Source organism: Nitrosospira multiformis (genome assembly GCF_900103165.1).
In the GTDB taxonomy this organism is placed as follows: domain Bacteria; phylum Pseudomonadota; class Gammaproteobacteria; order Burkholderiales; family Nitrosomonadaceae; genus Nitrosospira; species Nitrosospira multiformis_D.
Map to the genome: position 1 here is coordinate 2344869 of NZ_FNKY01000001.1, position 21888 is coordinate 2366756.

The 21888-nt window shown below is 50.9% G+C and carries 24 protein-coding genes and 1 pseudogene; 6 read left to right on the plus strand and 19 right to left on the minus strand.

What is annotated here, in order from left to right; all coding sequences use genetic code 11:
• Window positions 1-105: 105 nt before the first annotated feature.
• On the minus strand, window positions 106-324 hold the full coding sequence (locus BLR00_RS10505) for a hypothetical protein (RefSeq protein ID WP_143007646.1): 219 nt from the start codon (window positions 322-324) through the stop codon (window positions 106-108).
• Between BLR00_RS10505 and BLR00_RS10510 the strand changes: the two genes are divergently transcribed.
• Window positions 314-1996, plus strand: a complete 1683-nt coding sequence (locus BLR00_RS10510; protein ID WP_074632332.1) for a di-heme-cytochrome C peroxidase — start codon at window positions 314-316, stop codon at window positions 1994-1996. The genes BLR00_RS10505 and BLR00_RS10510 overlap by 11 nt on opposite strands.
• A gap of 163 nt (window positions 1997-2159) precedes the next feature.
• Here the strand turns inward: BLR00_RS10510 and BLR00_RS10515 are convergent, their stop codons facing one another.
• From BLR00_RS10515 to BLR00_RS17210, 3 genes are all read right to left on the minus strand, one after another.
• Window positions 2160-3869, minus strand: a complete 1710-nt coding sequence (locus tag BLR00_RS10515; RefSeq protein ID WP_256324115.1) for a protein adenylyltransferase SelO — start codon at window positions 3867-3869, stop codon at window positions 2160-2162.
• A 241-nt stretch (window positions 3870-4110) separates the two neighbouring features.
• Window positions 4111-4650 carry a glycine zipper family protein gene (locus tag BLR00_RS10520; RefSeq protein WP_074632335.1) on the minus strand — a complete coding sequence of 180 codons (540 nt, stop codon included), beginning with the start codon at window positions 4648-4650 and terminating at the stop codon, window positions 4111-4113.
• A gap of 344 nt (window positions 4651-4994) precedes the next feature.
• The gene (locus BLR00_RS17210; protein WP_176759967.1) at window positions 4995-5150 is read right to left on the minus strand and encodes a hypothetical protein; all 156 of its coding nucleotides are present in this window, start codon (window positions 5148-5150) and stop codon (window positions 4995-4997) included.
• A gap of 274 nt (window positions 5151-5424) precedes the next feature.
• On the opposite strand from BLR00_RS17210, the gene BLR00_RS10530 reads away from it, so the two are divergent.
• Together BLR00_RS10530 and BLR00_RS10535 are read left to right on the plus strand one after the other, a co-directional pair.
• Window positions 5425-6408: a DnaJ C-terminal domain-containing protein gene (locus tag BLR00_RS10530; RefSeq protein WP_074632340.1), complete on the plus strand. Its 984-nt coding sequence runs from the start codon at window positions 5425-5427 to the stop codon at window positions 6406-6408.
• Window positions 6405-6830, plus strand: a complete 426-nt coding sequence (locus BLR00_RS10535) for a chaperone modulator CbpM (protein WP_081346720.1) — start codon at window positions 6405-6407, stop codon at window positions 6828-6830. Before BLR00_RS10530 ends, BLR00_RS10535 begins: the two co-directional genes overlap by 4 nt.
• Window positions 6831-6923: 93 nt before the next feature.
• On the opposite strand, the gene BLR00_RS10540 is transcribed toward BLR00_RS10535, so the two are convergent.
• The 4 genes from BLR00_RS10540 to BLR00_RS10555 all read right to left on the minus strand — a co-directional run bounded on the left by BLR00_RS10540 (window position 6924) and on the right by BLR00_RS10555 (window position 9712).
• Window positions 6924-7439, minus strand: a complete 516-nt coding sequence (locus BLR00_RS10540; protein WP_074632341.1) for a hypothetical protein — start codon at window positions 7437-7439, stop codon at window positions 6924-6926.
• Between the two features lie 68 nt (window positions 7440-7507).
• Window positions 7508-8041 (minus strand): hypothetical protein, encoded by a 534-nt coding sequence (locus BLR00_RS10545; RefSeq protein WP_074632342.1) that lies wholly within the window; start codon window positions 8039-8041, stop codon window positions 7508-7510.
• A 491-nt stretch (window positions 8042-8532) separates the two neighbouring features.
• Window positions 8533-8967 (minus strand): hypothetical protein, encoded by a 435-nt coding sequence (locus BLR00_RS10550; protein WP_074632344.1) that lies wholly within the window; start codon window positions 8965-8967, stop codon window positions 8533-8535.
• 289 nt (window positions 8968-9256) lie between these two features.
• Window positions 9257-9712 (minus strand): DUF2501 domain-containing protein, encoded by a 456-nt coding sequence (locus tag BLR00_RS10555; protein ID WP_074632347.1) that lies wholly within the window; start codon window positions 9710-9712, stop codon window positions 9257-9259.
• Between the two features lie 482 nt (window positions 9713-10194).
• On the opposite strand from BLR00_RS10555, the gene BLR00_RS16390 reads away from it, so the two are divergent.
• Complete coding sequence (locus BLR00_RS16390) at window positions 10195-10806, plus strand: hypothetical protein (RefSeq protein WP_143007647.1); 612 nt, start codon at window positions 10195-10197, stop codon at window positions 10804-10806.
• Window positions 10793-10894, plus strand: a complete 102-nt coding sequence (locus BLR00_RS17215) for a hypothetical protein (protein WP_371130402.1) — start codon at window positions 10793-10795, stop codon at window positions 10892-10894. The genes BLR00_RS16390 and BLR00_RS17215 overlap by 14 nt, the downstream gene beginning before the upstream one ends.
• A gap of 433 nt (window positions 10895-11327) precedes the next feature.
• Here the strand turns inward: BLR00_RS17215 and BLR00_RS10575 are convergent, their stop codons facing one another.
• The 3 genes from BLR00_RS10575 to BLR00_RS10590 all read right to left on the minus strand — a co-directional run bounded on the left by BLR00_RS10575 (window position 11328) and on the right by BLR00_RS10590 (window position 14960).
• Entirely contained in the window at window positions 11328-12281 is a 954-nt protein-coding gene (locus BLR00_RS10575) for a Nudix family hydrolase (protein ID WP_081346722.1), read from the minus strand.
• Window positions 12282-12668: 387 nt separating this feature from the next.
• A complete protein-coding gene (locus BLR00_RS10580) occupies window positions 12669-14108 on the minus strand; it encodes a Rid family hydrolase (RefSeq protein ID WP_218124327.1) in 1440 nt (479 codons plus the stop codon).
• 588 nt (window positions 14109-14696) lie between these two features.
• Entirely contained in the window at window positions 14697-14960 is a 264-nt protein-coding gene (locus tag BLR00_RS10590) for a 4a-hydroxytetrahydrobiopterin dehydratase (RefSeq protein ID WP_074632354.1), read from the minus strand.
• 297 nt (window positions 14961-15257) lie between these two features.
• Here BLR00_RS10590 and BLR00_RS17035 point away from each other — a divergent pair.
• A pseudogene (locus BLR00_RS17035) lies at window positions 15258-15702 on the plus strand (IS3 family transposase); the annotation flags it as partial.
• Window positions 15703-15919: 217 nt separating this feature from the next.
• Here BLR00_RS17035 and BLR00_RS10600 read toward each other — a convergent pair.
• The 8 genes from BLR00_RS10600 to BLR00_RS10635 all read right to left on the minus strand — a co-directional run bounded on the left by BLR00_RS10600 (window position 15920) and on the right by BLR00_RS10635 (window position 21588).
• Complete coding sequence (locus BLR00_RS10600; protein ID WP_074632359.1) at window positions 15920-16240, minus strand: alpha-carboxysome major shell protein CsoS1; 321 nt, start codon at window positions 16238-16240, stop codon at window positions 15920-15922.
• Window positions 16241-16286: 46 nt separating this feature from the next.
• Window positions 16287-16568, minus strand: coding sequence for an alpha-carboxysome major shell protein CsoS1 (locus tag BLR00_RS10605; protein ID WP_074632362.1), 282 nt, complete (start codon window positions 16566-16568; stop codon window positions 16287-16289).
• 44 nt (window positions 16569-16612) lie between these two features.
• Window positions 16613-16894, minus strand: a complete 282-nt coding sequence (locus tag BLR00_RS10610) for an alpha-carboxysome major shell protein CsoS1 (RefSeq protein ID WP_074632365.1) — start codon at window positions 16892-16894, stop codon at window positions 16613-16615.
• A 91-nt stretch (window positions 16895-16985) separates the two neighbouring features.
• Window positions 16986-17240, minus strand: a complete 255-nt coding sequence (locus tag BLR00_RS10615; RefSeq protein ID WP_074632368.1) for a carboxysome peptide B — start codon at window positions 17238-17240, stop codon at window positions 16986-16988.
• Window positions 17237-17515: an alpha-carboxysome shell vertex protein CsoS4 gene (locus BLR00_RS10620; protein ID WP_074632370.1), complete on the minus strand. Its 279-nt coding sequence runs from the start codon at window positions 17513-17515 to the stop codon at window positions 17237-17239. Before BLR00_RS10620 ends, BLR00_RS10615 begins: the two co-directional genes overlap by 4 nt.
• 47 nt (window positions 17516-17562) lie before the next feature.
• On the minus strand, window positions 17563-19686 hold the full coding sequence (locus BLR00_RS10625) for an alpha-carboxysome scaffolding protein CsoS2 (protein ID WP_176759969.1): 2124 nt from the start codon (window positions 19684-19686) through the stop codon (window positions 17563-17565).
• A 98-nt stretch (window positions 19687-19784) separates the two neighbouring features.
• Entirely contained in the window at window positions 19785-20123 is a 339-nt protein-coding gene (locus BLR00_RS10630) for a ribulose bisphosphate carboxylase small subunit (RefSeq protein WP_074632375.1), read from the minus strand.
• Between the two features lie 49 nt (window positions 20124-20172).
• Window positions 20173-21588, minus strand: coding sequence for a form I ribulose bisphosphate carboxylase large subunit (locus tag BLR00_RS10635; protein WP_074632378.1), 1416 nt, complete (start codon window positions 21586-21588; stop codon window positions 20173-20175).
• Between the last annotated feature and the right edge of the window lie 300 nt (window positions 21589-21888).

A 21888-nucleotide genomic window follows, 5' to 3' on the forward strand; every position in this document is an offset into this window, starting at 1 on the left:
GTCAAGCGCAACCCGCTTGACACATTCACACCCATCGTGGAACTGGCTCGTATACCGGCAAGTTGAGGTATCCGGGCTGGATTCTATTCATTTAGCCTGGATATTTTATGGCTTCGTGCGATCATCGCGCAGGGCTTTTGACTGGTAGAAGCTTTTGCAAGGCAGGGCACAGCAGTTCATGCATTCGGCCGGGACAAAATCTCTGATATCAATCAAAAGGTGGGCGAAGATGCGAGCCAATTCATGAAATATGCCGGTTAGCTCATAAGGAGAATAACAAGTGAGAAACGGATTTGCATTTTGGATCGGCAGCATGGCGTTCACGTCCGCTATGCTCGCGCCGCCGCCTTCATCCGCGGCGGCTCCGCTACCCATTGATCAGGGAAAGGAGTGGACGGCTTCCGCCCAAAAAGACTTCTACAGCCGTGACCAGGGTTCACGGATCATGCCGCTTAGCTGGATCGCGGCGTTGAAACAGCCGAATGGCGAGCCTTTTATGGCCGATAGTCTTAGCCGCTATGGTTATTTGCCCAACAAGGCGAGTCACCCACCCGGGCTGCCGGTCGGCTTTACCGTCGGCAGCGGAAGTAACGGCCAGGAGATTGGCATGAATTGCTCCGCATGCCATACGCGCCAGATTGAAGTCAATGGCAGTCTCTACCGGATCGACGGGGGTCCGGGTATTGTCGACTTTCAGAGTTTCCTTGCCGATCTTGATAAGGCGGTAAACACCGTGCTGACGAATCAACAGGCATTTACGGAATTTGCCCGTGCCGTGCTGGGTCCGTCGCCAACTTCGGCCGACAAGACGAAGCTGGGCCAGGCGCTGCAAGCCTGGTATCTGCCTTATCACACGTTAATGAAAGGCGCGCTGCCCACCCCGCCCTGGGGACCGGCACGGCTCGATGCCGTAGCGATGATTTTTAACCGGCTCACGGGGCTCGACATCGGTCCGCCGCCCACTTATATGATCCCCGAAAATATCAAACCCGCCACCGCGCCGGTGCGCTATCCATTCCTCTGGAATGCCGCGATTCAGGACAAAACCCAGTGGCCCGGCTTTGCCGGGAATGGCAATAATATCCTGGGACTCGCTCGTAATCTGGGTGAAGTTTACGGGGTTTTCGGCGTTTTCCATCCTAAGAAAGATGCGTGGCGACTGCTTGGAATCGACTACCTGCATAATAATTCAGCCAATTTCCAGGGACTCGACGCGCTGGAGGACCTGATTCGTAAAATTGGACCGCCCAGATGGCCGTGGAAAGTAGACCAGGCGCTTGCCACCAAGGGCAAGGCAATCTTTGCACGCAAGACTGATCAAGGCGGCTGCGTCGAATGCCATGGAATCAGCCCTGGGCAGACCCGGTTCTTCGAGCAGAAAACCTGGGCCACACCGGTTCTGGATGTCGGCACCGATTCCAGGGAATATGACATTCTTGGCTGGACCGTAAAGACCGGCGTGCTTGAAGGGGCAAAAATCCCCTTTCTCGCCCAGCCTCTCAAACCGGTCGACACGGCCTTCAACGTTCTGGGATTATCGGTAATCGGCTCCATTCTCCAGCATTACGTTCCGGTATTGATGAAGGCGGAAGATCAGGCACAGGTGAAGGGCATGCAATCGCCATTTACGCCCGAAACCGAATCTCTCAAGGATGCATTCAAGGCACCGGCGCCCACAACACCCTCCTATGCCTATGAATCCCGGGTACTTGAAGGAATCTGGGCAGCTGCTCCCTATCTGCACAATGGATCGGTGCCATCGCTGGCCGAATTGCTGAAGCCTGCAGCCGAAAGGGTCAGTTCATTCAAGGTTGGCCCTGCTTACGACCTGGTCAATGTCGGCCTTGCTGTCGATCAGACCAAGTTCGACTATACATTGCAGACCACGGATTGCAGCGACCGGAATTCGGGAAACAGCCGCTGCGGCCACGAATTCGGCACCACGCTTTCGGCGGACGAGAAAAAAGCGTTGCTCGAATACCTCAAAACGCTTTAACAACTCGATATGTGACAACGGCTTTCCTCTCCCGATTGTTGAGAGAGGAAAGTCGCTCCGGGCTGACGCCAGATGTCGAATCCAGATTCGATTTCTCCCCCTTTCCCCTCTCCCACGCGGCCCTATCGTCCACCTTTCATTCATCAACCAACGCAGCAAGCATTCAAGAACTGCATGACAACGCCGAGCAACCCGGTTTGTTGCGCGCCCATTCAGGCCGGCGGTCCGCGAGATCGTCATGCCCGGGCTGCTCGTCATAAGGATGTTTCAATACTTCCATCAGCCGTGTAATGACATAAGCATCACCCTGCTCCAGCGCCTCGATGGCCTGCTGCGCCAGATAATTGCGTAGCACATATTTGGGATTGGCATATCTCATGCGCTCCAGGCGCACATCCGCAAATTCAGGCAAACTGGTAGCCTCCGCATCCAGGCGCGCGCGCGCGATATAGCGGCGCAGCCAGCCAGCCAGCCTGGCCATCTGCGCGGGGGCCAGTTCAGTATAGAACGCCCGGTGCAACGGCGCAGCCAGCGTAGCGTCATCCATGGTAGCCGCCGGATTGTCACCCTGAGTATCCACCGGCATGGCCATCAGTCCACGAAAGAACAGGGTCATATCGGTCTCAACCTGCTGCAGCAGATCGAACAGGCCGCTCACCAGCGTGTCATCCCCGTCCTGCCCCAACGAAACCAGTCCGAGTTTGTCCGCCAGCATGCCACGCCATGCATTCTGAAAAGTCTCACCGAAGACCGACAAGCCATACTCCAGCGCCGCGTGGTCCTCGATCAGCGGGGCAAGGGCGTTGGCGAGCCGGGTCAGATTCCAGTGCGCAATCTCTGGCTGGTTGCCGAAGCAGTACCGCCGCCCCTGCGCATCCGTGGTATTGGGCGTCCACTGGAAATCGAAACCCTCCAGCCAGCCATAGGGACCATAGTCGATCGTCAGCCCCAGTATCGACATATTGTCGGTATTCATCACGCCGTGGACGAAACCCACCCGCATCCAGTGAGCGGCCAGCGTCCCGGTACGACGGCAGATTTCTTCGAACCACCGCGCGTAAGTTGACGGTGAAGGCGCGCCCAGTTCAGGGAAATGCTCGCGTATCACGTAATCGGCCAGACGCCGGAGCGTGTCCAGTTCATTGTGCGCCGCAAGGATTTCGAAATTGCCGAAGCGCACGAACGACGGCGCCACACGACAGACGATGGCGCCCGTCTCGGGACGCGGATTGCCATCATAAAACATGTCGCGCACCACCATTTCGCCGGTTGCCACCAGACTTAACGCCCGGGTAGTCGGCACCCCCAGAGAATGCATGGCTTCGCTGCACAGAAATTCGCGCACCGACGAGCGCAGCACCGCACGACCATCCGCGGTGCGCGAGTACGGTGTCTTGCCCACCCCCTTGAGCTGCAATTCCCGGCGCTTGCCATCCGGGCCGAGTATCTCGCCCAGGGTAATGGCGCGGCCATCGCCGAGCTGCCCCGCCCAGTGGCCGAACTGGTGTCCACCATAACGTGCCGCATACGGCTGCATACCAGGCAGGACGCGGCTGCCGCCGAGCACTTCGACCGCCGGACCCACCGGTGAAACCGGGCGTGAAATACCGAGCAGTTCGCCCACCGGCTCCACCCAGGCCAGCAGCCGGGGCGCCCGCACCGGAGTTGGATCAACGCGGGTATAGCAGGCGTTGCGCACCGCACGGGGAATGTTGTGGGTCTCCGGGTCGCCTGGCAGCTCGCGCACGAAGCTGTTGTCGAATTGCAGATCGCATAGATCGGCGAGACCGGAACTATCGGCGACAGGGATGATAGCAGCCGTAGCGCCGATATCGTGCGCCGTCATGTCGCGTTTAAGATGGGTTTGACTCATAATTATCTTCAATCCGGTTTTGGTAGGATGGGTAAGCGTGGCGTAACCCATCGGGACATCGGCATATCAAATCATGCCCGGGTACTGGCTAACGTCAGACGATGGCGCGCAATGTTCAGATCGGATGATAATCTTTTCTTCAGGGGTGGTGCGGCCCGTGTGATTCTTGTTGAAAAAACGCCCTGTCAAAGTGGGCCACCTATTCAAACGCAATCGCATCACCCGCACGCTGGCAGCCGCTTCATTGCGGAGGCGGGGGCGGAGGATTGCCGGGCGGAGGAGGCGGAGGATTGCCAAGCGGAGGCGGGGGCAGATTGGCACCAGGCGCCTGGTTGCGATAGCTGTCCATGATCTGGCCTGATACGGGGACACGATGACCCTTGGCATACATGCATTGGATATAACCCATATCGTAGCGCTGCTGGATGACATACCCCGAAGTTCGGGCGGTACCCGTTCCCATCAGTCCTCCCACCAGCAGGCCGCTACCCGCGCCAATCGCGGCACCCGTTCCTCCCCCCAAAGCGGCACCCGCCGCCGCGCCAACCCCTGTACCGATTGCGGCGGTTCCAGCTCCGCTGGAAACGGCTGCCTGATTTGGTGTCGTTCCCCCTGCCTGTTCACTGGCATACTGTTTACAGTAGGAATCATCTCCCCGGAATTGATCAAAAGTCTTGCCGGACCCCGGCAGGACCATCACGCTGGGGCCGCTCGGTATGCTCGCACATGCCCCCAACAAGAACACCAGCAGCAACGGAAATCGTCTATGGTTTTTTAACATGGCCACTCCTTATTGGGCGGGCTGAGGAGCCACTTGCAGCCAGCCATCGGGGCATTTTTTTACATAGGGATAATACCCCTCCGGGTTTCTGCAATAATGCCAATAATTGGCGGGTGCTTGTGGCGGCGGCGGTTGCACCGCTGCCTGCGGTGGTTGCTGCTGAATATACACCGGTGGTACTTGCGGTACAGCCACTACCGGGGGGTACCCGTAATATGGAGAGTAATAAGGCATTCCGAATCCATAGCCGCCATAACCATAGCCATAACCGCCATAATAACCCGGACCGTATCCATATCCACCGAAGCCAAAACCGGGATAGAAACCTCCTATGCCAATGAAACCTATTCCCCCATGATGGTGGTGCCCACCCCCGCCATGATGACCCCCACCGTGGTGACCTCCACCACCGTGATGACCTCCCCCATCACCTCCGCCCCCGCCTCCATCTCGCGTCCACGCTGAACCGGTGGAAACTGGCCCAAGCATAACGAGAACAAGCCACATTAATCCGATCTTTTTCACATACGCTCCTGTTCCGCAACCGCGTGTCCCGCATTGTTCCGATTGCCTTCGCCCAAAGCACCATTTCCTTCGTTACCGGAAAAAAAACGGCAATTGCACATAAGACAAGCGTCACGCTGGAAAATGCCCTATAGCGCTAACATTTTCTGTAGTGCATCGCCAACGAAGCGATTGTCACAAAGGAGAATTAAAGGTTATGCTTACCTATACTTCTTCATCGTATCTCGTTATCGCTGATCGGAACAATAGATGGAATTCAAGGACTATTACAAGATAATGGGTGTTGCGCGCAACGCATCGCAGGATGATATCAAGCGCGCCTACAGAAAACTCGCGCGCAAATATCATCCGGATGTGAGCAAGGAGAAAGACGCCGAAGTCCGCTTCAAGGAGCTGGGGGAAGCCTATGAAGTGCTGAAGGACGCGGAAAAACGAACAGCTTACGATCAACTCGGCACAAATTGGAAAGCGAATCAGGAATTCCGCCCGCCACCCGAATGGAATACCGGTTTCGAGTTTTCCGGACAAAAATTTTCCGGTGGCGACACGTCGCAGTACAGCGATTTTTTTGAATCCCTGTTCGGCCAGGGTTTTGGCGCCCGCTTTGGCGGCGGCCAGGGAGCCGGCAGGCATGGCACTGCCGGGGCAACATTCCATCGTCCAGGCGAGGATCATTATGCCAAGGTACTGATCGACCTGGAAGACTCGTATACGGGCGCAACCCGTACCATCACCCTGCAGGTGCCCGGGGTCGATACGCAGGGACATGTATCGACGCGCGAACATGCTCTCAATGTAAAAATTCCCAAGGGTATTCGCGCCCGGCAGCAGATTCGTCTGGCGGGACAAGGTGCACCGGGGCATGGCCAGGGCAAAGCGGGAGATCTTTATCTGGAGATCGAATTCCGGCCCCACTCATACTACCGCGTCGATGGAAGCGACGTGTATCTCGACCTGCCGGTGGCGCCATGGGAAGCCGCCCTGGGCGCAACAGTCAAAACACCCACCCCGGATGGAACCATCGAACTCAAGATACCCGCCGATTCGTCCGCCGGACGGAAATTGCGATTGAAAGGCCGTGGTATTCCCGGCAAGACGCCGGGTGATTTTTTTGTGGTGCTTCAGATCGTGGTGCCACCCGCTGACAATGACAGTGCCAAAGATTTCTACCACAACATGGCCGTGCAATTTAAATCTTTCAACCCACGAGCCAGATTGGGAGTGAAAACATGACAAATGCCAATCCCCCCTCCTCTCCACGCGATGTGCCGCTGGATAAACCACGAGATTCGTCCAATGAACCGCTACAAGATGAGCCGCTACAAGAATTGAGCGGAACGCTTCTGGATGAACAAAATCTGCTGACCATTGTTGAAATCAGCCGTGTCTGTGCGGTGCAAACCGAATACATTGTTGAACTGGTTGACGAAGGCTTGATCGCGCCGGAAAAACTCCCGGAAACGTCTATGGGAGACAATGAACCTCATGCCTGGCGCTTTACGGGAACCCACATGCGCCAAGCCAGGATAGCCGCGCACCTGCAAAGCGATCTCGGCGTCAACGCCGCCGGGGTGGCGCTGGCCCTGCAGCTGCTGGACGAGGTGGAAGTCCTGCGGGCACAGCTGGAGGCAATGGAAACGATGGGCGGCCGCTGATATTGGCGTAGGCCGTAAAGACACTCATTGACATCGCCGGTCTTATGCCCCCAAAACGATTCAACAGCCGACTCAACAATCTTCTGACCGCTGCTATAAGTTCGGTAAGCGGCGTTGGAAGCAGATCCCATAACCGAGCGCGCAATCCTCTCCGGTACATACTCGCCACAACCGCCTGCGGCCTCTCCACCTGCCACACCAATTCACATAATTCGAATAGGCGAAATTATTAAAGTCGGGATCAAATGCCGATGCACCGTCCGATGAAATGCCTCCTTCGTGATTAAATATGAGCCTGTAATCCAGTATTTTTCCACTTTCGATGTTCCGAAACACGATACTTGAAGTTTTCTGCGACGCATTCAATAATTCAACGACATAAAAACCTGTTCGCGGCCGGTCTCCGGTTGTTTCGAGATACACCAATTCCAGGGGAATTGGACACCCTTTTTCCAATACTTCAGACAATTCCAGCGTGTCCTCTTCTTCAGTGGATACAATGCGGGAACGCAGGGATTTTATGTTGCCAATAGCAACCTGGGCGATATCTTCTCTGGCAATATTTATCGCACTCGCCTGGGCTTTCTTTAAAAAATATTCGATATCCATGATATATCTCCATCAGAAAATAAATACGGCCGCCACCTGCTCTTTCTGCCGGGACGACACTTTCCTGGTCAATCCCCCCGGTTCCCTCTTCCGAAAAGGACAATCTTCGAATCGGTGATCGACAACAGGTTTTCGTCCTTGTCGCCCGAAGTGTAGTAAATGCGGCTGCTGACGCCGATTTCCGGGAACATTGAGCTGACGATAGCGCGGCCTTCGTCAAAGATCAGCTCCGGATTGCAAATAGCGTTGCATACGGTGAGTTCACCGGGAAGGTTGCGTGAAGAGAAATCGACGGTGAAATCGGGTGGAATGGCGAAGACCGCCACGCCAACCGGTGAGGTATTGTCGGTGAACCCTTTAAAGTACGACACGAAAACGCGATTAATCTTGTCTGACTGGTTCGTGACCGACACCACCGTGGCGGATCGAATCCGGCTACCGGTCTGCGAGTTCATGTAGGTCACCAGGTAGCGCGGAGTGCTCGGAATTCCAGCGGTCTGGCCATCATTGAATTCCCCGAGTTCGATGTACCTCTCGAGCCGCTTCAAAGCACGCGGTTCAGTCGGCATATTCGGTGTTTTTTTGTTAAGTCCATTCGCCATGAGATTACCTCCAGATTGGATTGAGTTGATTGAGAAATGGAAGTGTTAATACGTCCACAGGTTACATAAATTCACAGGCAAACTTGAGTTTCCGCGTTTCGGAATACGATCAAAGCGCGGATCATCGAATTTGCCCGTGCATAGTAAGGGCACCAAACAGGGTTTCCTGTGCGGTACCGAACATATCAGCGCATTGAGAGAGATTTGAGAAAGAAATTGGTGTTGCCCGCTACGGATGACAAATCCTGGCATGGAAAATGCCAGCCTTCGCGGAGCATCGAGGTAGCGAGACAGCCACCGCAACGATTCAGCAAGATCCGATAACGCCTTACCGGCAGCCGGTTGATGAATCGGAAAAATCCGGGCGTAAAAATAAGTTACCCCGCTCCAGGGCGGGGTAACTTATTACTCATGCTTACTCAATTTTCGATACCCCAAGCGGCAAGGCATCTGATCTGGAAAGATCAACCCATGATTAACATCCTAGCATCCTAGAGCTCATCCGCAGCACTAGCCGTTTGAGTGCCGGACACAGCATGATTTTCCTCAAGTTTAGAAGCCATTTGACGATGCAAAGCGGCTTCCTGTATGTGTGTTTTGACGGTCTTCTCGTAATGACGTACTAACGCCGTGGTATGCGATTGCAGATCTTGTGCCCGCCTGCCATAGAGATAGCTTTTATCCTCATAATGTTCAAGCAGTTGCTTTTGTTCTTCCACTTTTGCCTGAATTTGCGTAGCCGCATCTTCATAATACTTTGCTACCGCCTCATGGTCACTCCGCGTTGTGGCATTCTGGGCGGCTGCGTGAATCTTGGAGGTCTCGGAGGTGTCATCGGACTGAGCCGCAAATGCAGAAGGATTCAGCGAAGCCAGCAGGCCTACTATCGATAACGCCGCAAAAACTTTTGCCAGTTTTGTTTTCATGATAGTAATGAACCCAGTTAGAATCAAAGTGGCTTCATCCTACCTCAGTCAATATTATGAGTACATTGGGGAAACCCTGGTTTTACGCTAAGTAAAACCCTTAGGAGCGGAAATGGTCCCAGGCGAACCTGAATGCGGCAACCGGAGGGAGCGAAGTGCTTTCTGGCATCCGGCGCCGGGCACCATGAGCCTGCAAATACTCAATACCTGCCCCGGGGACTTATTCCCACTATCTGCAGCGTGCTCTCCGTCCGGATCGGAAATCCGGGAATTCATGGATCTGGCATAATCAAAGCATGGATTTGGCCTGATCAAGTATTCTTTGACATACCTCTTTGCCTGCCTTGGCCTTCAGGCCGGCCATGCTCAAATCCACGCTCTGACCATCACTGCCGCTCAAGATTCCCTTCACGCCATTGACATAGTCAGGGTTATCCGTGGCCGGTTGATCCTGGCTACTGGAGAGCTTTCCCATCAGTTGATCCTTGACCGGAGATGCTTTGCTATCGCTCAAATAACTGTTCTTGACGCAGTAATCGAGAATACCCGCAGCATTGCCTATACTTCCCGGCGCTATGGATGACAGTGATCCCAGCGACCCCAGCGAGGAGGCTGCGCCGCTAGCCCCGCTGCCGCCCATGATATCTTTCAACTGACCGAAACCTTGAGCTGCAATGGAACCGGAAAATATCGCCATTGCAATACTGCTGCTCAATAACAGTGAATAACGTTTGGAAATATTCATTCGATTCTCCTCCAGACTGTTGAACGAATTGCGACTAAACGAATTACACAAATCGATACTGCGCATGGCTGGCCGCAACAACCCGCCGTATCAAATTTACCTTTTCTAATCAGGACGAATTCCTATCCTGTTTGAGACGCCACCTTGGCGCCTCAGGATCGCGCGGAACGCCCCGTTACTTATGATATGTCTAAACTCACTTTTTTAATTGCAATTTTAGTTATTTTTACCTCTCCCTACGTGCAGCAGGCTGAAATTGTCATCGAAACCCACAGCCGCGCGTTAATTCAATTGGATCAGAACTTGCATCCCACCTATAACCGGAACGCAAGAGTCGGTAATCCGTGGACATCATTGCGAAACCATCCGCATCAAAGCCCCCGATGCTGCTATAGCCAGGATACGCCAGGAAACAAGGATAAATCCGATCCAGACATGGCAAAGAGTCTCCACCGCACAATGGTTAACGTGGAAAGAGTTACATGAAAAAGATCCGGCTACTATGCCTCACATGCCTGCTGGTGCTGATTCCTGTGAACCCGGCATGGACGTTTGATGGCGGGGGCGACGATGGCGGGTCTGATGAGGGGGGATTTGATGACGGAGGATCTGACGATGAAGGGGATGACCCGGGCGAAGGAGGAAATCATGATGAAGGAGACCGCCATGATGGAGAAGATCCCCATGGGGGAGGTCACCATCATGACCACCGGGTAGGCCACCATCATCATGGCGGAGGGATGATGGGACCGGCCTTTGGACTACTCGGTTTCGGTCCCGGTTTCGGGTTTGGCGGAGTCGGCTTTATGCAGCCTTTTTATCCATTCCCCTATTACGCGTATCCGTCTGCGATGGCTAGGCCCGCTCCGCCCGTATACATTCAACAACAGAATGCCGGCCAGCCCGCTCCTGATTCACAAACCAGTTTCTGGCATTATTGCCGGGCACCGGAGGGCTACTATCCGGAGGTCAGGGATTGCCCTGATGGCTGGCAGCAGGTAGCACCCCAACCCGCTCCCCAGCCGGCCCCTCAGGCGACCCCTGAAGCAACCCCTACGGCGGCCCCGCAGTTGCCGCAAGATAATCAGGGGTAGCTATCTAATTCTCTACCAGGAAATCGATAAAGGGGTTGAAATTGTCCGGGTACCCCACGGTGCGCGCCAATGGCAAGATCTACCGTAGAGGACAACACGAAACGGAATTTTACGTACGCTAGGCTGTTTTGTTTACCGCAATCCGTTAGAGGCAGTTAGCTTGGCTCGTTCACGTTTCACTATTTCCAGTACAGTATTTTTGCTCAAGTCCAATTGCCTGCCGATCTGGCGATAGGATTGCTCAGCAGCTACCAGCGCCAATACCTTCGGCGTCAACTTGTCAGATTTTACTCGCCGTCCAAGGCGCCGCCTGAACACCACACCACGAGCCTGCGCCGCGATTAAACATTACGAATTGCGAACAGATGATAATCAGAGGCTTACAAAGCATTAGCGTACTTTAATTTCCCTTTCGTCAAACGCCCCCATAAACAATACCTGCCCTCGTCAATGGTTTTGGCGTACGTAAAGCCGGTTTACCCCATTTCATTGATGCTTGGTTGATGCATGGCGGAATACTGTTAAATATTACTTGATAAAGCTATTCCGTAAGCATGGTGGCGCATAGCGGTTGCAAGGCAATCGGAGTCCAACCCTCCAAACGCATACACCGGCATAGGCAACTTATTTGTTAGGTCAGCAAATTTTTTCCAGCCCATGCCGGAAACATTTGGATGTGTTGGCGTGGAACGTACTGGTGATAATGATACGAAATTTGCACGCAAGGTAACAGCATGTGCGAGCTCACTTGCATTATGACATGAGACTGACAATAATGGTATGCAAGGTCGGGTACGCATGTTCATTAGCTGATTGGCTGACAGATGGATGCCGTCAGCACCGGACTTAAGAGCAAGCGGCTCGTTTCCATTCACTAAGATTTTTGCACCATACTTATGCGCCAAATTGACGATAGGACGCATAATCTGTATATGTTGGTCGGGGTTCATGCTCCGTATGCGTACTTGCATCAAACGTACCCCTTGTTCCAACAAATAAATAAGGCGCCTCATAAGTTTCACCTTAATACCAGGGCAAGGGCCAGCATTGATAATGGCATATATCAGGGGCAATGCAATTGCTTGAAGGATTTTTTCATTCGCTGGTAACAAGGGCGTCACAGTAACTGAACTTGGATTCTCCCAGGATATACGTTGACCTTCCCGGCCCGAAGGCGTCCCTTCCCAGGAAAAAATACGGTAGACGTGTAACTTAACAATTTTGTCGGGATAAATGTGGCTGTAGCTTATCCATGGATAAGCTACTTTTAATCTAATACCCAATTCTTCATATAATTCCCGTGTGATAGCTTGGTCGGCACTCTCTCCCGACTCAAATTTACCCCCCGGGAATTCCCAGAAACCGGCAGATTCCTTTCCATAAGGACGCTCTGCCATAAGTACATGTCCATCTTCTCTTTGTACTACAGCAAAGGCTACATTTATCGATGGCAAATTTTGCACTGTATCTTGCATAGTTATTGACGCTTTTTCAACTTCCGTACCTCGGCCGCAGATACCACCGCATCGTCACTGCGCATCTCCAGCGCCTGTGGCGCTCGATCCCAGTCATTACTTCAATGCGTTCAACACCAGAAGCACTATGCATAGTATCAGGCATACGCCTATCTCCTATTATCAGTGCGTCCGTGTCCGGTTCAATTGGGGGTTACTACATCCTGACCATTGAGTTAACAAACCATTGTTCTACCTACATTTAGCCAGGGCAGGCACATACCGAGTATTTGTTCTTCAGAAGATTTCCAAATCAACAGGGTTCAGCTAATTTTTCCATAAACCCGTGAGTTAATATGTGGACTTTGGTATAGCTTTTGGAATTATCTGCCCGAGTTCCGGGCATTATTATGACAACCCTGGCGCTGTGCCTTCACCATTAGAAACAATGGCATCAATTTGTACCAATGCATCCATGGGGAGAGTTGACACGCCAACTGTTGTTCTTGCAGGAAGATCGCTTCTGAAGAATGTTGTGTAAACTTCGTCTACAGCACCGCTATCCGCGATATTTTTAAGGGCGATATTTACTTTAACTATATCATCCATACCGTGATCGATACTTTCCAGGATCGCCTCGATATTCTTTAAGCACTGTCCAGCCTGCTCTTTTACCCCGCCGGCTACCATTTTGCCGGATCTGGGATCGATACCTAATTGAGCCGAAATATGATTGTAATGAGAAAAAGCTACCGTTTGAGTAGCTAGAGAACTTTGTGGTGCATTTTCCGTATTGTTTGCTTCTATGACGATTCTATGTCTGTCCTCAACAGCTTGCGGGGGCGTGCCGTCTCCGTGTGACACGACTGCTTCAATTTGCACTAAAGCATGCATGGGTAAACCTGAAGCTGCAACCACTGTCCGTGCAGGAAAGTATCCTTCCGCCCTGGCGATAGCCGAGTCCGGGAAAAATGTTGTATAGACTTTGTTTACGGCTTCAATATCCGAGAGGTTTTTAAGGAATATAGTGGTTTTAACAATATCGTCGAAAGGAACGTTGATATTTTCTAAAATGGCCTTGATATTTTTTAGGCATTGTCCAGCCTGTTTTTTTACATCACCCGCTACCAATTTGCCAGATTTAGGATCGATGGGTAATTGAGCTGAAATGTTATTGTAATGAGAAAAAGCCACAGTTTGAGTAGATGCAGGACTTTTAGGTGCATGCTCAGTATTTCTTGCAACTTTTCCCGGCTCATTTTCCGTGTCTCTTGCAGCTTCTCCGGTCTGTTCACCAATCGACTGATGGAAAAAAACTTGCTCACCCGTTCTCATCTGATCACGCATAAAATTCCGTGCCTGACTGTGGAATGCCATCTCACGCATAAAATTTCGTGCCTGAGGGATGCTGTCATAGGTAGGATCGCGGCGAGACTCTGGCGAAGGTGTACCTTCTCCGTTTGAAATAACTGCGTCAATTTGAACCAAAGCATCACCCATAGGTAAAGCTGCAACTGCGACTGTCGTCCTTGCAGGAAGATAGCTTTGGAAGAATGTTGCATAAACCGCATCTAAAGCGTCAATATCCAGGATATTCTTAAGGAATATAGTGATTTTAACCACATCGTCCATAACGTGGTCGACGCTTTCTACAATTGCTTTAATATTTGCCAAGCATTGCTTTGCCTGCGCTTTTACACCACCAGCTACTATTTCCCCAGATTTTGGATCGATACCTAATTGAGCTGAAATATGGTTGTAATGAGAAAAAGCTACGGTTTGTGTAGATACACAACTCCTTGGTGCATTTTCCGTATTTCTTGAAAGCTTTATAAGATTGCCACTCATATCAATAATCTTCCTTTTTCACTCACATTTCAGTCAGGCCAGATTCATGTCAGACATAACCGAGGCGAACCACCAATCAATAAGTACCTCGGTCCGGTAGGATCGATTGCAGCAACTCGAAGAAAGCATTTTGATTGCGTTTGCCGGGCATCCTTGCACAGCGCGTAGCGCAAGCCGCGTATCGAATTTCCATGGGCTATGCTATGCCCCGCAGCCCCCCATTCAGCAAGTCCGAGGTGCGGAAGCGAAGCCCCTAGCAGCCTGTCGGACTTAAAGGAAATCGGCTGCAAAAGCGTCTGGCTGGTCTATATTTCGCCGCTTTTTCGACCAATAGAACAACTATTGGCCTTCAAAATCGTCAGAATCTAGCCTCACCCAGTCGCATTTTCGCTTCGATTCTTCAAGTCCGACAGACTGCTAGTAGAGATTGTCGCTCATGAAGTCGAGTGACATCCGGCGGGTTTGCATCAGCTACAACTCAACTTCCCGGACGCTTCAATCAACAGCGATATTCAGTGCCAGGTTGTCTTACCAATTCCTCCGTTTTTGTTTGCAACTACAGTTACTCCTATATCCAATATGCTTAACCTAGGTGGGATCAATTAGCTCATCTACTCGTTGTGCAAATGCTTTATCGTCTTCACTTAGTACTTTCTCATTACTAGCGTATACAGTGATATTTGCATAGTTTAACCCAAAACTAATATCCGGATAATATTCTGTTTCTTTAGATAAGTCAGCCAGACGATCGAGAAAGATACGAAGACTGTTATAACCATCAAATTGGAATCGTCTGAATAGGCTGGGCGGGTGGTCTTTGCAAATCCAGAGCTGTTCTGCGTTTTCATCCATCACTATCTCCTGATTCCTCAAAAATACAATATGTATAATACTATCAGAAACTTGGATGGAACCGCATTGGAATAATGCTGCAACCGATCCGCATGGCGTCCAAGATGACTCCGAGAGATAGTTTTTGGCGTTAGTAAACCGGGGCGGGTTTGGTACGGGTTTTGAAGATCTTACGATCAGTTCGTACTCGAAGCTGATGAAGAGACTCTAAGCCATAGCGTTTTCAAACGCATCGCCGACCGTTCCCAGGGGAAGCCCTTTGGAGTTTGAATTGCCCCGTTTCCAGGAGCGATTCAGTCTATTGGTGAGCAGATGAGCACTGGCTTGGTGCTGACTGCACTGAATATGGCTTTGCAACAACGCCACCCCTAACAAGTTATTCATCATAGCGACCAAGGGAGCCAATACACCAGCATGGCCTTCGGCAATCACTACCGCCAGATGGCTGTGCTGTCTTCCATGGGAATGGTGGGCGATGCGTTTGATAATCTCATGGCGGAGAGTTTCTTCACCAGCCTTGAGTGCGAACTCATTGACCACAAGACCTTCAAAACCCGTAGCCCGCCTGGCGGTATTTACCTGGATCGAAGGCTGGTACAACCCCAGGCGACGTCATAGCACGCTGGGATACCTGTCACCTGTTAATTTCGAAAGGATATCGCCGACCTCTATTTCTGAATCTGATGTCGAGTGTAAGAAGCCCCAGCTAACAGCAATGAGCGCTTGGGAATCAAGTCCGTAACCGTCCACGAGAATGGGTCAACTCCATGCCTCTATCCCCCTGTCCCGAGAATCCAATGATTTTTTATCCGAAAATCATCTCTTCCCGTCCATTCTTTTTTACGAAAAAAGAACTCTTAGTTTCCCCTGACACATTTTATTGCCAGCGCATCAAACACAGTAACATCAACAAGGCACATCACTTTGGTTTTAGTGAATATCACTACCGCCTCCACCAATTACAACTGTTCGGGCCTCGTTACGTCCGATGATTTAGCCGGTAGAATCTGTTCAACTTCAGAGTGTGGGCGCGCAATAATATGTGCGGCAGCTAGACCGTCACCCACACGTTCACACGCATCAGCACCGGCACGAACTGCTGCGTTGACAGCACCCGTCTCGCCGCGAACTAAAACAGTGACATAGCCGCCTCCAACAAACTGCCGGCCAATGAGACGAACCTCTGAAGCCTTGGTCATGGCATCAGCTGCCTCAATCGCTGGAACTAAGCCACGTGTTTCAATCATTCCTAACGCTATGCCCATCCTTTCGTTTTCCATGTATTAACTCCTGATAAAATTCCTAGTATTCAAATGCAAATGAAGCTTAAAGTATTTGTTCAACTTCCGTATGCGGACGCGCAATAATGTGGGCAGCAGCTAAACCGTCACCCACGCGTTCACACGCATCAGCACCGGCACGAACTGCTGCGTTGACAGCACCCGTCTCACCGCGAACTAAAACAGTGACATAGCCACCTCCAACAAATTGCCGGCCAATGAGACGAACCTCTGCAGCCTTGGTCATGGCATCAGCCGCCTCGATTGCTGGAACCATGCCACGTGTTTCTATCATTCCTAAAGCTATTCCCATTTTTTCGCTTGCCATTTTTAACTCCTGATAAAATTTAATCGCACCAAAGCAAATGAAGCTTAAAGTATCTGTTCAACTTCAGAGTGTGGACGCGCAATAATATGTGCGGCAGCTAAACCGTCACCCACGCGTTCACAAGCGTCAGCACCGGCACGAACTGCTGCATTGACAGCACCCGTCTCGCCGCGAACTAAAACAGTGACATAGCCACCTCCAACAAATTGCCGGCCAATGAGACGAACCTCCGAAGCCTTGGTCATGGCATCAGCTGCCTCAATTGCAGGAACTAAGCCACGTGTTTCTATCATTCCTAACGCTATTCCCATTTTTTCTTTTGCCATTTTTTGTTCTCTTACTGTTAATTTAAAATCGTTAAGTCACTTGCTGCTGATTAAAAGTCCCGGGGTGTTGCGGGGTACTCCATTTTCTATTTCACCAATCGTCCTCAGACCAATGATCGATAATTCCCCCGATAGTCAGATCGGTGGTGATCTTAGGATTATCAGTGGCCAGCCTTGCAGCCGTTCCTTCCACAGTGATGACAAAATCTCCCGGCTTGCAGCCAATAGGATCGAGTGCAACCTCCAACTTACCTGAAGCGTTCTCCACTACACGCAACGATTGAGTAGTTAACCAAAAATGACGTTTGGTTGTAACCAAGTTTCGTACAACACGCTGTATATTCATTTAGCCTGCTTCTTTACACCCTTTGATTCATCTTCCCAGTAATCGATAATGCCAACAATAGTGAAATCACTGGGATAGTCATTGCTGCCTGCTGCGGATCGGGCAGCAGAACTCCCAACGATTATCACCCAATCACCTTCCTTACAGCCGACCGGATCAACGGCGACCTGCCTGCTAGAACTCTCTCTCTCCCTAACTACCAGCAGACGACGGGTACCCAGCTGCCCAATTCGTGAAGTAGCTACTAATGTTTTTTCTACTTGGCAGATTTTCATTATATCGATAAAAATGACTTGATTATCTTGTTGACGACCATAATATATTAACCCCGTCCTCCGCCAGACACAGTAATGGGAGCGGAAGCTGCGGGTGACCAACCCACCATTCCTGTAACGTGATGCGTAGGCTCGGGATGGGTAGCCTTAGCTTTAAACTTTCTTGCACCCGCCCACGCATGTAAATCACCACTACGCTGGCTGGGATTACGTTCAGCAGCAATATAGCCCTCAGTACCAGTAACATTATCTTTCGATATCCAGGCACTACCTGTAATCGTTCTACCCTCGATGCGGCCTTCACCCGTTATACGTGATTTGTCGGCACTGGCTTCAACTTTAGGTCGCGGATTAAAATTAAATTCCTGATTGCCGGTAATCTTACCTACTCCGGCAGAAAACGTGCCGGTGATGCGGCTTCCCGCAGTTGGCGCATTGACGGCATCTATACCGGTACGTACCTGACTTTCACGCTGAGGGGAGCGAATACTAAAACTATCGTTTATTTGCTTAATACGCTCCATTAAATCCGTGTCGACATCCTTCCCAGGATTGGCAACATAATATCGCGTACCTGTAATTTCATGCTCACTACCGCGTTGCGTACCTGACACCTGATCCACATTGAGGGGGAGATCACCGCTAACATGATTACCTGATGCCATTTGCGATGAAATCCGACGCCCAGCTTTATCCTCATTCTCCGCAGAACAAAAAGCCTGATACTGATTTGGTCCCGCATAAGGCGTACCAGTAATGGCACCACATACGCCTTGCTCATCACCCGTTACCTTCTCGTTATGCTCGATATCTACACCGGTTACGCGCTGCCCCTCCCACGTTATAGCATGGGATACATTTCCATTGCCAGCTTGGGCGGGTGACGTTCCACAATGACAAGTATATTGCTCGGCACCGGAATATTCAGTGCCAGAAATATTTTGGCAAATACCTTTTTCTTCCGTGCCCGTAATATTTCCACGCTGGCGTATTCGCTGTCCGACTTGCGTTCCTGTTGTGCGAGCTCCCTGCAATGTATGGCTTATACCAACTTTTTTGGGCAAATCGCGCCCATTCGTTTCACATAATGGCTGTTTGGCTGCCGGCATCAGATATTGATTACCTGTAACATCGCGACAGGACCCGCTTTCATCGCCAGTTGTCAGTTCGCTGCGACCCACCGCGGTCCCTGTAATCGGACGGCCGCCCGCCGATTCCTCATTACTATATACAATACTGCGATTGCGAGAACCGATTGATTTGACAGAGCGTCCCAGGTTGGCGCCAAATACAGAGCGTCCATGCGGATCATTCTGGCTTTGAAACTGCATCGGTGCATAACTTCCCTGTTCCCGGCGTGGTAACAGGTCATCAACGAGTTCCTGGTCACATTCTCCGGTAATCTGTAAAGCAGGATTGGATTCATCCCCGGTAATGCTTATTTTACTGCGCACCTGTGATCCGGTTACAATTTGTCCGGCCACTGTTTTACTTGCACCAACCTTAATGCCCCCCTCGCGAGGATTGTAACCCGCCTCTGTTCCAATATACTGAATGCCAGTTACCTGGAGAGCAGCTCCACGTTCATCACCCGTAACATTCTCTCCACAGCCAATTCGAACTCCGGTAACCTTGTGACCGGCATAGCTCTTACTTTCCGTTACCTTCGGTGGATACTGAATTGGATTGGCATTACGCAAACGTCCGCTTGGGCGTGCAGCAACATCTCTAGCCTGCCCACTATTTATACGCTCGTTACGGACAGCCTGTGCTGCCAATCGGCCCGCGCCCATGCCCGGCATCGTATTAACATTTACCGCGGGTAAATAAACAGAGCCTGGATCCATTGTCGTCACAGAGGCTTTATGTTTCAGTATTCCTTTTTTACCCTGAACTAATTCAGCACGACGGGCACGCGACGCATCACGACCCGTCATTGGTGCCTGACCAGTGTTCTTTATTGTAGTAGCGCTTAATTGTGCTGGAAAAACGTTCGATGGAACCGCTTCTGACGGAAATAAGCCGGCAGGCCGCGTAATCGTCTCTTGATCCGCACGCACACGTTCTTTCGCAGGCGGCAACCCTGCTTTTCCATTTACCAATTGACTACGTCGCATGCGCGACGCATTTCGTCCGGTTTGAAAGTCCAATAAAGCGCTAGAGTTTGACATAATTTCACTCATTAATGCTTAAATTTAATCTGGGTAACAACCAATACTTTTACCAGAAAAAATCAAAAAGATATAGTAACGTGCAATATTATGAGAAATTAACGCCCGCCGCGATAAACGATAAATGCCGTACCGCGGCATTGTGTAAAGTTGTCAAATCCGCTCAAACGTACAACATGGCCCGGATTATCCCGACGGCATGCCTCTAGTTCCGCCATTATTGTTTCAACTGATTTTTCGCCAAAAAATGGCAGCTTCCAAAGATACCAAAAATGCAAGAATGCTTTTTCTGGCTCAGTATGTTCAATAGCTGGATTCCAACCCTGAGCAATGATGTAAGCGACATGCTTACGGATTTTTTCAGGTGTTAACGGCGGGAGATAAGAGAATGTTTCTCCTTTCCGCTCAGTTGCTTTATACGGTTTGATTGCATCCATAGCTATACCTCATGACTTCAGTTTTAAACAGCGTAATAAATGTTTACTATTAACCCACATCAAGCTTGTCTACAGTATCGAATTCGAACTTGATCTCTTTCCATGTTTCCAGGGCAATTTTTAGCTCAGGTGAGTACTGTGCAGCTTCAGTCAGCACTTCTTTACCTTCACGCTCTACCTGACGCCCCTGATTACGCGCATCAGTGCACGCCTCAAGGGCCACACGATTTGCAGTGGCGCCCGCAGCATTGCCCCATGGATGACCAAGTGTGCCTCCTCCAAACTGTAAGCAAGAGTCATCACCAAATATATTGACCAAAGCGGGAATATGCCAAACATGGATACCACCCGAGGCAACCGGCATTACACCGGGCATAGAACCCCAGTCCTGATCAAAGAAAAGACCACGTTCACGATTCTCTGGAATATATGATTCACGCATGGTATCAATCCAACCAAGGGTTGCAGCCCTGTCACCTTCCAGTTTACCGACTACAGTGCCAGAGTGCAGATGATCCCCACCCGACAGCCTTAGACATTTAGTTAATACTCTGAAATGGATTCCATGATAGCGGTTGCGATCGAGTACCGCATGCATGGCACGGTGAATGTGTAATAACATGCCATTATCACGGCACCAGTTAGCCAAACCCGTATTGGCACAGATTCCGCCGGTTAAATAATCGTGCATGATGATCGGCGCGCCCAGTTCTTTTGCAAACTCAGCTCGCTTATACATCTCTTCCGGCGTTGCCGCAGTTACATTCAGATAATGCCCTTTACGCTCGCCGGTTTCAGCCTGGGCCTTCAACACCGCGTCCATTACAAATTCAAAGCGATGACGCCAGCGCATGAACGGCTGACTATTAATATTTTCATCATCCTTGGTAAAGTCAAGACCACCGCGCAGACACTCATAAACCGCCATGCCATAGTTCTTTGCCGACAAGCCAAGTTTGGGTTTGATGGTACAGCCTAGAAAAGCACGGCCGTATTTATTCATACGATCCCGTTCCACCTGTATGCCATTTGGCGGTCCGCCACAGGTCTTAACATAAGCGATGGGAAACCGGAGATCTTCCAGTCGCAAGCTACGTATGGCTTTAAAACCAAATACATTGCCGACCAATGAGGTCAGCACATTGACGACCGAACCCTCTTCGAATAAATCAATAGGGTAAGCAACAAACGCGTAGTATGCCGTGTTATCACCCGGAACTGGTTCAATCCGGTAAGCACGGCCCTTATAGTAATCCATGTCTGTGAGCAAATCAGTCCACACAGTGGTCCAGGTACCTGTAGAGGATTCCGCCGCGACTGCGGCAGCAGCCTCTTCACGAGGCACTCCATCCTGAGCCACAATCTTAAAACAGGCCAACAAGTCTGTGTCGAGCGGAATATAATTCGGCTCCCAATAACTCTCACGATAATCTTTGACACCAGCTTGATATTTTTTTCCTGACATAATGATTCTCTCCTGCGATTAAAATCTTCCTTGATAGTATTTATTGTTGATCCGCCTAAAATCAGCACCGGTCTAAAATATAAAAACACCTGCTCTGTAGGCTTGTTGGGAAAGGGCTTTCCCTCGCATCACGGGCGAATTCTGCTGGTGCCGCTCACTCCAAGGGAGGGTGGGGACGTACCTCGTTGTAATACTCGCATCACTCATGAATCTTGAGCCCGGCATACCAACCACGATAGGAAACCGGCGAAAATCGGATGAGTTCATTCTTCTATTTTATTATTGATGAGATACTATTCT

What these genes read in the sequence shown, in the direction of transcription:
- BLR00_RS10615 (WP_074632368.1), bottom strand. Translation starts at nt 17,240, where the DNA reads ATGAATATACAGCGTGTTGTACGAAACTTGGTTACAACCAAACGTCAT.
- BLR00_RS10580 (WP_218124327.1), bottom strand. Translation starts at nt 14,108, where the DNA reads ATGAGTGGCAATCTTATAAAGCTTTCAAGAAATACGGAAAATGCACCA.
- BLR00_RS10635 (WP_074632378.1), bottom strand. Translation starts at nt 21,588, where the DNA reads ATGTCAGGAAAAAAATATCAAGCTGGTGTCAAAGATTATCGTGAGAGT.
- BLR00_RS10535 (WP_081346720.1), top strand. Translation starts at nt 6,405, where the DNA reads ATGACAAATGCCAATCCCCCCTCCTCTCCACGCGATGTGCCGCTGGAT.
- BLR00_RS10545 (WP_074632342.1), bottom strand. Translation starts at nt 8,041, where the DNA reads ATGGCGAATGGACTTAACAAAAAAACACCGAATATGCCGACTGAACCG.
- BLR00_RS16390 (WP_143007647.1), top strand. Translation starts at nt 10,195, where the DNA reads ATGAAAAAGATCCGGCTACTATGCCTCACATGCCTGCTGGTGCTGATT.
- BLR00_RS10530 (WP_074632340.1), top strand. Translation starts at nt 5,425, where the DNA reads ATGGAATTCAAGGACTATTACAAGATAATGGGTGTTGCGCGCAACGCA.
- BLR00_RS10590 (WP_074632354.1), bottom strand. Translation starts at nt 14,960, where the DNA reads ATGGATGAAAACGCAGAACAGCTCTGGATTTGCAAAGACCACCCGCCC.
- BLR00_RS10600 (WP_074632359.1), bottom strand. Translation starts at nt 16,240, where the DNA reads ATGGAAAACGAAAGGATGGGCATAGCGTTAGGAATGATTGAAACACGT.
- BLR00_RS10515 (WP_256324115.1), bottom strand. Translation starts at nt 3,869, where the DNA reads ATGAGTCAAACCCATCTTAAACGCGACATGACGGCGCACGATATCGGC.
- BLR00_RS10575 (WP_081346722.1), bottom strand. Translation starts at nt 12,281, where the DNA reads ATGCAAGATACAGTGCAAAATTTGCCATCGATAAATGTAGCCTTTGCT.
- BLR00_RS10625 (WP_176759969.1), bottom strand. Translation starts at nt 19,686, where the DNA reads ATGTCAAACTCTAGCGCTTTATTGGACTTTCAAACCGGACGAAATGCG.
- BLR00_RS10630 (WP_074632375.1), bottom strand. Translation starts at nt 20,123, where the DNA reads ATGGATGCAATCAAACCGTATAAAGCAACTGAGCGGAAAGGAGAAACA.
- BLR00_RS10540 (WP_074632341.1), bottom strand. Translation starts at nt 7,439, where the DNA reads ATGGATATCGAATATTTTTTAAAGAAAGCCCAGGCGAGTGCGATAAAT.
- BLR00_RS10605 (WP_074632362.1), bottom strand. Translation starts at nt 16,568, where the DNA reads ATGGCAAGCGAAAAAATGGGAATAGCTTTAGGAATGATAGAAACACGT.
- BLR00_RS10555 (WP_074632347.1), bottom strand. Translation starts at nt 9,712, where the DNA reads ATGAATATTTCCAAACGTTATTCACTGTTATTGAGCAGCAGTATTGCA.
- BLR00_RS10610 (WP_074632365.1), bottom strand. Translation starts at nt 16,894, where the DNA reads ATGGCAAAAGAAAAAATGGGAATAGCGTTAGGAATGATAGAAACACGT.
- BLR00_RS10620 (WP_074632370.1), bottom strand. Translation starts at nt 17,515, where the DNA reads ATGAAAATCTGCCAAGTAGAAAAAACATTAGTAGCTACTTCACGAATT.
- BLR00_RS10510 (WP_074632332.1), top strand. Translation starts at nt 314, where the DNA reads ATGGCGTTCACGTCCGCTATGCTCGCGCCGCCGCCTTCATCCGCGGCG.
- BLR00_RS10550 (WP_074632344.1), bottom strand. Translation starts at nt 8,967, where the DNA reads ATGAAAACAAAACTGGCAAAAGTTTTTGCGGCGTTATCGATAGTAGGC.
- BLR00_RS10520 (WP_074632335.1), bottom strand. Translation starts at nt 4,650, where the DNA reads ATGTTAAAAAACCATAGACGATTTCCGTTGCTGCTGGTGTTCTTGTTG.